This window comes from Burkholderia sp. AU4i (assembly GCF_000466765.1).
Taxonomy (GTDB): Bacteria; Pseudomonadota; Gammaproteobacteria; order Burkholderiales; family Burkholderiaceae; genus Burkholderia; species Burkholderia cepacia.
This window is the reverse complement of the sequence record NZ_ASSI01000047.1, coordinates 54570-64216: the sequence shown is the minus strand read 5'-3', so window position 1 is coordinate 64216 and position 9647 is coordinate 54570. Positions and strand designations below refer to the sequence as shown.

8 protein-coding genes and 1 pseudogene are annotated in these 9647 nt (G+C 69.0%); 5 read left to right on the top strand and 4 right to left on the bottom strand.

Annotated elements, in window-relative coordinates; translation table 11 throughout:
* Both L810_RS10875 and L810_RS10870 read right to left on the bottom strand, forming a co-directional pair.
* Positions 1-679: YbfB/YjiJ family MFS transporter (locus L810_RS10875; protein WP_042974037.1), on the bottom strand; the 679-nt coding region annotated here is incomplete at its 3' end.
* Between the two features lie 166 nt (positions 680-845).
* On the bottom strand, positions 846-1391 hold the full coding sequence (locus L810_RS10870; protein WP_042974041.1) for an RBBP9/YdeN family alpha/beta hydrolase: 546 nt from the start codon (positions 1389-1391) through the stop codon (positions 846-848).
* Positions 1392-1514: 123 nt separating this feature from the next.
* On the opposite strand from L810_RS10870, the gene L810_RS10865 reads away from it, so the two are divergent.
* From L810_RS10865 to L810_RS10855, 3 genes are all read left to right on the top strand, one after another.
* On the top strand, positions 1515-1970 hold the full coding sequence (locus L810_RS10865) for an Lrp/AsnC family transcriptional regulator (protein ID WP_011356102.1): 456 nt from the start codon (positions 1515-1517) through the stop codon (positions 1968-1970).
* Between the two features lie 388 nt (positions 1971-2358).
* The gene (locus L810_RS49035) at positions 2359-2481 is read left to right on the top strand and encodes a hypothetical protein (RefSeq protein ID WP_021158412.1); all 123 of its coding nucleotides are present in this window, start codon (positions 2359-2361) and stop codon (positions 2479-2481) included.
* Positions 2482-2539: 58 nt separating this feature from the next.
* Positions 2540-3493 carry a Leucyl aminopeptidase (aminopeptidase T) gene (locus L810_RS10855; RefSeq protein ID WP_021158411.1) on the top strand — a complete coding sequence of 318 codons (954 nt, stop codon included), beginning with the start codon at positions 2540-2542 and terminating at the stop codon, positions 3491-3493.
* Positions 3494-3509: 16 nt separating this feature from the next.
* Here L810_RS10855 and L810_RS10850 read toward each other — a convergent pair whose 3' ends face one another.
* Together L810_RS10850 and L810_RS10845 are read right to left on the bottom strand one after the other, a co-directional pair.
* Positions 3510-4025: a GNAT family N-acetyltransferase gene (locus L810_RS10850; protein WP_021158410.1), complete on the bottom strand. Its 516-nt coding sequence runs from the start codon at positions 4023-4025 to the stop codon at positions 3510-3512.
* Positions 4026-4080: 55 nt separating this feature from the next.
* Positions 4081-5112: pseudogene (locus L810_RS10845) on the bottom strand (AraC family transcriptional regulator).
* 296 nt (positions 5113-5408) lie between these two features.
* Here L810_RS10845 and L810_RS10840 point away from each other — a divergent pair.
* Together L810_RS10840 and L810_RS10835 are read left to right on the top strand one after the other, a co-directional pair.
* A complete protein-coding gene (locus L810_RS10840; protein WP_021158408.1) occupies positions 5409-7118 on the top strand; it encodes a GMC family oxidoreductase in 1710 nt (569 codons plus the stop codon).
* Complete coding sequence (locus L810_RS10835) at positions 7105-9555, top strand: flavin-containing monooxygenase (RefSeq protein WP_021158407.1); 2451 nt, start codon at positions 7105-7107, stop codon at positions 9553-9555. The genes L810_RS10840 and L810_RS10835 overlap by 14 nt, the downstream gene beginning before the upstream one ends.
* Positions 9556-9647 lie beyond the last annotated feature (92 nt).

Sequence of the window (9647 nt, the reverse complement as noted above, 5' to 3'; positions counted from 1 at the left end):
CGGCGGGTGCCGCGTGCACGCGCTCGATGCGGCGCGCGGCCGACACGGCCACTGCCGAGAACAGCACGCATGCGAACGCGAGCGCGAACCACGCGGGCTGCCAGCCATGTACGCCCTGCGCGAGCGACGCCGGCACGAGCAGCGACGAAGCGACGATGCCCCATCCGGTGCCGCCGTAGTAGAGGCCGAGCAGCAGGCCCGCATCGCGCGGCGATGCCGACGCGAGCCGCGCGGCCAGCACGCCGCCGCTGATGAAGATCAGCGCACTGCCGACGCCAGTCGCGAGCCGCTGCACGAGCAGCGCGTGCATGCCGGACGTGAGCCCGCACGCGGCCATCAGCAACGCGGTCAGCACGCACCCGGCCGCGAGCAGCGTGCCCGCGCGCCAGCGTCGCGACAGCAACGGAAACGCGAGCGCACCGATCAGGTAGCCGGCCGCGTTCGCCGTGTTCAGCGCGCCCGCTTGCGCGAAGGTCCAGCCGAGATCGGCCTTCATCGGCGGCAGCAGCAGCGCATACGAAAAGCGCGCGAGGCCGAGCGCGATCGCGCTGCCGAGCGACAGGCCGATCGCGAGCCGCCACGCGGCCATGCGATCGGGGTCACGTTCGGGGGTATGGCGGGTCGCGCCGGTGTCCGGCTGCGACGGGCCGGCAGGCTCCGGTTGCGGCGCTGCGCGCATCGCGTGTCTCCTTTGTCGTTCGAAGCCGGGGGAGTCGACGCGACGGAACCGGCGTTTCGCACGCGCCGGTCCCGACTGTCCGTCGAGGCTTCCGATTCTGTCGACCGATCATACTTGAGCCGTCACGGGCAAGCACGCGTGGAAGGACGGCAGCCGCTTGCCGGCGCTAGCGCGGCAATCCGGCCATGAAGGCCGTCAGCAACGCACGCCCCTCCGGCCACTGCGCCAATCCCGCTTCCGCATTCAGGTGGCCGCGCGGGCCGAGCCGCAGCGGCGTCGCGCCACGTGCGCTCGCCCATGCGATACCGCGCCCGGACGGGTCGTACCCGTCGTCCGAACTGGCGATCGCCAGCACCGGCAAACCGCCGAAATCGCCGCCCGGCACGTTCGCGAACGCACGCGCCGCGGCCGGAAAACGCGGGCCGCCCGGATCGGGCACCGCAACGAGCCATGCGCCGCGCACGACGCGCGCCGACGCCGCGCGCCAGTGCGCGAACAGCAGGCACCCCAGCGAATGGCAGATCAACACCGGCGGCGCCGCGGCTTGTGCGACGGCTTCATCCAGCGCCGCCATCCAGTCGCGCAGGTCGGGGGCATCCCATGACGCGGGCGCCATGCGGATGGCGCCCGGAATCGCGGCCTCCCAGTGACTCTGCCAATGATCCGGTCCCGAGTTGCCGATCCCCGGCACGATCACGATCGTTTGGTCCATCTCCATCTCCGTCTCCATGAACAGGCGAGCGCTCAGTCTCGTCCGCCGGAAACCGGCCGGGAATGGCAAGTCATCGGTTATTGAGACAATATGCCGATGAATTAACGGAGCGGGAGAACGGATATGTCGAATGGAGAGCTCGATCGCCTGGATCTTTCGATCCTCGAGGCACTACAGGAAAACGCGCGGATGCCGCTGTCCGAGGTGGGCCGGCGCATCGGGCTGTCGCAGCCGGCGACGTCGGAGCGCGTCAAGCGGCTGGAAGAACGCGGCATCATCGCCGGCTACGGCGCGCGAATCGACCCGGCGGCGCTGGGGTTGGGGATGATGGCCATCATCCGGCTGAAGACGACGCACGAACACATCAAGCCCGCGCTGCGCGCATTCGCCGAAATGCCGCACGTCATCGAGGTTCACCGGATGACCGGCGAGGATTGCTTCTTGCTGAAGGTACTCGTGCCGACACCGGGACAACTGGAAACCATCATCGACGCGATTGCCCGTTTCGGCGCGGTCACGACGTCGCTGGTGCTCCGCTCCGAGCCGGCCAAACCGCTCGGCAAGGCGCTGCTCGGCTGACACGGCATCGGGCCGCCGACACGCCCGCGCCGACCGGCGATGCCTTCGTATGCATCGCTGCCGCGCACGACGTCGGTCGCCATGATCGAGGCTATCGAAATTCCGATAAAAATTCGCCGAATACGATACATCGATTCCGATTCATTTCATTGAAAAAATGACATTGAATCCGTCGCTCTCTTTACCCGCCTTTTACCGTACGTGTGTCGTCATTCCGCGTTGTTTAGCACGCCGACGCTAAAATCCTTGCAACGCATTGCATTCGCAAATTCGTCAGACTAATATCAACGCCACTCATCCGGTATTCACGAAATACCTGATGAGGAGTGGCAACTTTTTAGCCGCGCTTTCATGTTGAAACACTCATGTTCACCACAGGAGAATTGACATGCAGGACACCCAGCAGATCGAATTGCTTGACTGGATGCAGGAAGACACGCACCCCGAGGCCATCGACATGATGGTCGAGGACGCCGTGGTGCCGTTCGGCACCGCGCTCTGGCCGGTCTGAGCGGGCCACCCGTTCTCGCGGAAGGGCCGCGGCCCTTCCGCCGCTTCCGGAGACACGCATGCTGAACCTGCACCGCGCACTCGGCTTCCACCCCGCGCTGCGCGACAAACTGGCGCGCGGCGAATCGGGAAAACTGCTGGTCGGTCACGACACCCGCAACCGCGACATCGCGTTGCGCGCATTTGCCGCCCTGCCCGATTCACTCGACGCCACGACCCTCTGCCTCGAAAGCACCCCGCCCGCCGATATCACCGCCGCACTCGATGAAGCCGACCTGTTCGTGCTGCTGTACGACTCGTCGTGCCTGCCGACACCGTCGCCGAGCGGGCCGCCGTTCCTCGCCGCGATCCGCCCGGCGATCGTCGAGCACTGGAGCAAGTCGGTGCTGTTCAAGGATTACGGCCCGCATCTCGACGAGGCGTTCGCCGAATCGCTCGACGACATCGCGGCACGCAACGGCCGGCTGATCGACGCGGCCGCGCGCGCATCGCAGATCCGTTTCATCGACGAAGCCGGGAACACGCTGGCGGGCTCGCTCGCGCCGGACCAGAAATGGACGAGCGTGGACGGAATGGGCAACCTCGACGTCGTGCCCGGCGAGATCGCGACGCACGTGACCGATCTCAACGGCACGATCGTCTTCAGCGGCACGTTTCTCGGCACCGTGCCGTTCTCGATCAAGTACAAGGTGGCCGAGCGGCTCGCGACGCTGCAGGTCGAGAACAGCACGATCGTCGGTTTCGATACCGACGACACGGGCTTCCGGCGCGATTTCTCGGCCTATCTCGACCGGCATCCGAATCACCGGCGGATCGAGGAATTCGGCATCGGCACGAACCTCGGCATTCGCGGGCTGTATGGCCGCAATGCGGGGTTCGAGGAACGTCATCCGGGCCTGCACCTCGGGCTCGGCGGCGGCGAAAACGGCAGCCACCATCTCGACCTGATCTTCGCGCGCGGCACGCTCGCGCTCGACGACCGGATCGTGTTCGACGGCGCGTTCGCCGTCTGATTCGGCCGTTGCGCGCTCAGGCTCCGGCGGCAGGTGTGTCGCTGTCGCCGAGCCACTTGAACATCACGAGGCAATCGACGAACCCGAGCCGCGCGTGACGATACGCACGCGGCAGGCGCCCGACGATTTCAAATCCCAGCTTCTGCCACAGCGCGACCGCCACCTCGTTCGTCGAAACGACCGAGTTGAACTGCATCGCGAGGAAACCGCGCTCGCGTGCAACCTGCTGCGAGTGCTCGCACATCAGGCGCGCGACGCCACGGCCGCGCGCGGCCTCGCTCACCATGTAGCCGCAATTGCATACGTGATTGCCGGGGCCGGCCGCGTTCGCCTTCAGGTAGTACGAGCCCAGTACCACGCCGTCCTCCTCGGCGATCCACGTGCAGAGCGGCGCATCGAGCCATGACGCGCGCGCCGCTTCGGGTGTCGCATCGGGATCGAATGCATAGGTTTCCTGAGCAGCGACGATGGCGCGATAGGTCGGCCAGAAGCGCGGGAAATCGTCGTCGGTCATCGGGCGAATCGTGATCATGCGGGTTCTCTCTTGATTGGAATGCCGGCCGGACAGCCGGCGATCGCGGCGTGATTCAGGAACGGCCGCCGTCCCGTTGCGCCGCGCTGCGATACGCGCCCGGCGGCACACCGTACCAGCGCTTGAACGCCTGCGAGAAACTCGACAGGTCGCTGAAGCCGAGCCGCTCGGCCACCTCCGCGAGCGACAGGCGTGCATCGCCGAGCAGCGTCTCGGCCATCGCGCCGCGCGCCTGCGCGAGCAGCGCCCGGAACGTCGTGCCCTCCTCCTGCAGCCGGCGCTTGAGCGTACGCGGGCTCGTGTTCAGCAGCCGCGCCATGTCCTCGAGCGAGAACGGCGCGGGGCCGGGCGTCGCGCCTAGGTACTGGCGCACCATCTCCGACGTGCCCACCCGCGCGCGCCGCGCTTCGAGCAATTGGCTGCACATCTGCTCGCACATCGACACCGTCAGCGGATTCGCGTGTGGCAGCGGCCGGTCGAGCAACGCGCGATCGAACGCGAGACTGTTCGCGCGCGCCGAAAAAACCGGCTCGACGCCGGCGATGCGCGGCACCGGTAGGGACGGCGCGCGCGTTGCCTGCACCGTGAAGCGCGACAGCTCGAATGCGTCGCCGCCGATTTCCCGCAGCAATACGGCCGCCGCCGACATGTCGCGCTCGACGAGGAACCGGCTCAGCGCGCCATCGAGTTCCGGCGCGCCGAAACTGAGCACGCACGTGCTGTCCTCTTCACGATACGTGATCACGGTGAATGCTTAGGTGAGCGGCAGGAAGCGCATCGCCAGCGCGAGTGCGTCGCGCGCGGTCGCGCTCGCGATCAGCCCGTAGCCCCACACGCCGTACGCGGAGAAGTGGTAGCGCAGGCCGACCTCGAACCCGAGGCCCGGCGCGCGCCCGAGCGCGCGCAGCAGGTTGCCGGTCAGCCGCAGTTCCTGCGCGGCCGTCACCTCGACCTTCGGATCGTCGAGCTGCGCGTTGGCGAGCCCCGTGCCGGCCAGCAGCGTCGCGGGCGGCACGCCGCGTTCGTCGCCGAAATCGACCAGCAGCCGGGCGCTGGCCGGACTCCGGGTGAAATCCCAGAAGCTCATGCGGAGAAACCCTCGAAGCGCCGATTTGGCCCAAATACTAAAACAATTGTCCCGAAGCAGCATTGGTGTTTTCCCATGCGGCCAGCACCATCGGCGTCATCCAGTCGTCGCCCGAACGACGCCAACGCCCCCGGAGGAGACACCATGCGACGCAGTCGCCCGACCGATCCCGCAGCCCGCTTCGCACGCCGGCGCGCCGTGCCTGCACGAACCCCTGCCCCTGCCCGGCAGCGCGCCGGCCGCCCGTGCGCGCTGCCGCGCCCCGCCTGATCCATCGACCATCGGAGGATGAACCCATGAGCAGGACTTTCGACTACATCGTCGTCGGCGGCGGGTCGGGCGGCTGCGTCGTCGCCGGGCGGCTGACCGAGGACCCGGCCGTGACCGTCTGCGTGCTCGAGGCCGGCGGCCGCGGCGACGGCACGCTCGTCAACGTGCCGACCGGCGCGGTCGCGATGATGCCGACCCGCGTGAACAACTGGGCCTTCGACACGGTGCCACAGCGCGGCCTCGGCGGGCGCATCGGCTACCAGCCGCGCGGCAAGGCGCTGGGCGGTTCGTCGGCCATCAACGCGATGGTCTATGTCCGCGGCCATCGCGTCGACTACGACGGCTGGGCCGCGCTCGGCAACGAAGGCTGGGCCTACGACGACGTGCTGCCGTACTTCCGCCTGAGCGAGCACAACGAGCGCTTCGACGATGCGTGGCACGGCCGCGACGGCCCGCTGTGGGTGAGCGACCTGCGCACCGGCAACCCGTTCCATGCGCGCTACCTGGAAGCCGCGCAACAGGCCGGCCTGCCGCTCACCGACGATTTCAACGGCGCGCAGCAGGAAGGCATCGGCATCTACCAGGTCACGCAGAAGCACGGCGAGCGGTGGAGCGCGGCGCGCGCGTACCTGTTGCCGCACATCGGCCGCCGCGACAACCTGACGGTCGAGACGCATGCGCAGGTGCTGCGCATCCTGTTCGACGGCACGCGCGCGACCGGCGTCGAAGTCCGGCAGCACGGCGAGGTCCGCACACTGCGCGCACGGCGTGAAGTCGTGCTCGCGGCCGGCGCGCTGCAAACGCCGCAACTGCTGATGCTGTCGGGCGTCGGCCCCGGCAGCGAGCTCCGGCAACGGGGCATCGCGGTGCACGCCGACCTGCCCGGGGTCGGCCGCAACCTGCAGGATCATCCGGATTTCATCTTCGGCTACCGCACGCGCAGCGTCGATACGATGGGCGTATCCGCGCGCGGCGGCCTGCGCATGCTGCGCGAGCTCGCGCGCTTTCGCCGCGAACGGCGCGGCATGCTGACGTCGAATTTCGCGGAAGGCGGCGGTTTCCTGAAGACCCGCGCGGACCTCGACGCACCGGACATCCAGCTGCACTTCGTCGTCGCGCTCGTCGACGATCACGCGCGCAAGCTGCACGCCGGCCACGGGCTGTCGTGCCACGTGTGCCTGCTGCGGCCGCGCAGCCGCGGCTCGGTCACGCTCGACAGCGCCGATCCGCTCGCGGCGCCGCGCATCGACCCCGCGTTCTTCGACGATCCGCGCGACCTCGACGACATGGTCGCGGGCTTCCGGCTCACGCGACGGCTGATGGAAGCGCCGGCGCTCGCCGGCTGGACCACGCGCGACCTGTTCACCGCGAACGTCGACACCGACGATGAAATCCGCGACGTGCTGCGGCGACGCACCGACACCGTGTACCACCCGGTCGGCACGTGCCGGATGGGGCACGACGCGCTCGCCGTCGTCGATCCGCAGCTGCGCGTGCACGGCCTGCAGGGGCTGCGCATCGTCGATGCATCGGTCATGCCGACGCTCGTCGGCGGCAACACCAACGCACCGACGATCATGATCGCCGAGAAGGCCGTCGACCTGATCCGCGGCGTATGCCGCACGTCCGCGCGGCCGCAGCGCGAAACCGTCAGGACAACGACGGATACCGTTCCCGCTTCGCGCGCCGCGCACGAAGCCGTCCAGCCGGAGGAGACCCGCCATGTCGTCGCGTGACGCTGCCCACCTGACCGACTCCGCCGCACCGCTCGCGGCGATCATCATCGGCGCCGGCTTCGCCGGCATCGGCATGGCCATTGCGCTGCAACGTGCCGGCATCCACGATTTCGCGATCGTCGAGCGCTCGCACGACGTCGGCGGCGTGTGGCGCGACAACAGCTACCCGGGCGCCGCGTGCGACGTGCCCTCGCACCTGTACTCGTTTTCGTTCGAGCCCAATCCGGCCTGGTCGCGCGTGTTCGCACCGCAGCCAGAAATCCATGCGTACCTGCAGCATTGCGCGCGCAAGTACGGCCTCGCGCGCTACCTGCGCTTCGGCGCCGACGTCGCGCATGCGCGTTACGACGAAGCCGCCGCGCTGTGGCGCGTCACGCTCGCCGACGGCACGACGCTGAGCGCCGCCGTGCTCGTCAGCGGCACCGGGCAACTGAGCCGCCCCGCGATGCCCGACCTGCCCGGCATCGACACGTTCCGCGGCCGCGCATTCCACTCCGCGCACTGGGATCACGACTATGCGCTCGCCGGCAAGCGCGTGGCGGTGGTCGGCACCGGTGCGTCGGCGATCCAGTTCGTCCCCGCGATCGCCGGCGACGTGCAGCGCCTGACCGTGTTCCAGCGTTCGCCGGCCTACGTGATGCCGCGCCCCGACCGTGCGTACCGTCCGTGGGAAAAGGCGCTGTTCCGCACGCTTCCGTGGGCGATGAAGCTGCATCGCGCATCGATCTACCTGCGCTACGAATCGCGCGCGATCGCGTTCACGCGCCTGCACGGGTTGATGAAGGTCGCGGTCGGCCGGCCCTTCCGCAAGCTGCTCGCGCGCGACGTGCCGGACGCCGCGTTGCGCGCACGGCTCACGCCCGACTACCCGATCGGCTGCAAGCGCATCCTGCTGTCGAGCGACTACCTGGCCGCGATGAGCCGCGACAACGTCGAACTCGTCACGCAGCGGATCCGGCGCGTGACGGAGCGCGGCATCGAGACTGTCGACGGCGTGCATCATCCGGTCGATGCCATCGTCTACGGCACGGGGTTCGCGGCGACCGAGTTCCTGTCGCCGATGCGCATCACGGGCCGCGACGGGCTCGACCTGAACGACGCATGGCGGCGCGGCGCGCAGGCGTATCTCGGGCTTACCGTGCCCGGTTTTCCGAACTTCTTCATGCTGTACGGCCCGAACACCAATCTCGGCCACAACTCGATCGTCTACATGCTCGAAAGCCAGATCGCGCACGTGATGCGCTGCCTGCACGCGATGCGGCGCAACGGCGCGCGCGAGATCGACGTCGACGCGCGCCGCTACCGGCGCTTCAACGCGCATGTGCAGCAGCGGCTCGAAGGATCGGTGTGGAACAGTTGCAAGAGCTGGTATGTCGATGCATCGGGACACAACAGCACGAACTGGCCGGGCTTCACGCTGACCTACCGGTGGATCACCCGCTTCACCGGGATGTCCGCCTACCGCTTCACGCATCCGGTGCCCGAATCGGCTGCCCCGACGCGCGACGTCGTGGTCGCGCCGCCCGCCGGCCCGCTGGAGGCGCTCACGGCCGCCTCGCTGCGCGGTTTCCTGCGCGTGGCGTTCCGGCCGCTGATCGGGCCGCCGTTCGGTGCACGCATGCAACGCCGCGTCGTCGCGCTGCTGTCGCCGCTGATGCCCGGCACGGGCGGCACGCTGCGCTACCGTACGCACGCGCACCGCGTGCCGGTCGAAGTGGTTGCGCCGAAACGCGGCGACACGGGCGGCGCGATCCTCTACCTCCACGGCGGCGCATTCTGCCTCGGCGGGCCGCATACGCATCGCGGCGTGACGACGCGGCTCGCGAACGATGCCGGCCTGCCGGTGTGGGTGCCCGATTACCGGCTGGCCCCCGAGCATCCGGGCCCGGCCGCGCTCGACGACGCGCTGGCCGTCTATGACGCGATGCGCGCGCAGGGTTACGCGCCGCACCGGATCGCGCTCGCGGGCGATTCGGCCGGCGGTGCGCTGGCACTGGCACTGGCCATCGCGCTGCGCGAGCGCGGCGAGCCGGCCGCCGCCGCGTTGCTGCTGATCTCGCCCGTGACCGATCCCGCGCTCGGCGGCGCGACGCTGGCTTCGCGCCGCCACGACGATCCGATGATCCGCCGCGGCTGGCTCGAGCAAGGGCTGCGCTGGTATCACGGCGCCGGATCGGCGGCGGCCCGCGGCCCGCTCGATACCGACCTGAGCGGCCTGCCGCCGATGCTCGTCCAGGCCGGCGACCAGGAAGTGCTGCTGTCGGACGCGCAGCGGCTGGCCAGTCACGCGCAGGCCTGCGGCGTGCCGTGCCGGCTGGAGATTCATGCGGCGCGCTGGCATGTGTTTCATCTGCAGTCGTTTTACCTGCGCTCGGCGCGGAACGCGTTGCGCACGCTGGCGGAGTTTGCGTCGGCACGCGTTGCCGCGACGGCATGACGATGCAACGGTAACGCACGAGGATTTTCCGGCGGACGCACCGCGCGATGCGCCCGCCGTCGGACTGTTCGCGCACTTGCTTCACGTCCCGC

Coding starts and splice junctions, on each gene's coding strand:
- L810_RS49035 (WP_021158412.1), top strand. CDS start 2,359: ATGCAGGACACCCAGCAGATCGAATTGCTTGACTGGATGCAGGAAGAC.
- L810_RS10855 (WP_021158411.1), top strand. CDS start 2,540: ATGCTGAACCTGCACCGCGCACTCGGCTTCCACCCCGCGCTGCGCGAC.
- L810_RS10840 (WP_021158408.1), top strand. CDS start 5,409: ATGAGCAGGACTTTCGACTACATCGTCGTCGGCGGCGGGTCGGGCGGC.
- L810_RS10835 (WP_021158407.1), top strand. CDS start 7,105: ATGTCGTCGCGTGACGCTGCCCACCTGACCGACTCCGCCGCACCGCTC.
- L810_RS10850 (WP_021158410.1), bottom strand. CDS start 4,025: ATGATCACGATTCGCCCGATGACCGACGACGATTTCCCGCGCTTCTGG.
- L810_RS10865 (WP_011356102.1), top strand. CDS start 1,515: ATGTCGAATGGAGAGCTCGATCGCCTGGATCTTTCGATCCTCGAGGCA.
- L810_RS10870 (WP_042974041.1), bottom strand. CDS start 1,391: ATGGACCAAACGATCGTGATCGTGCCGGGGATCGGCAACTCGGGACCG.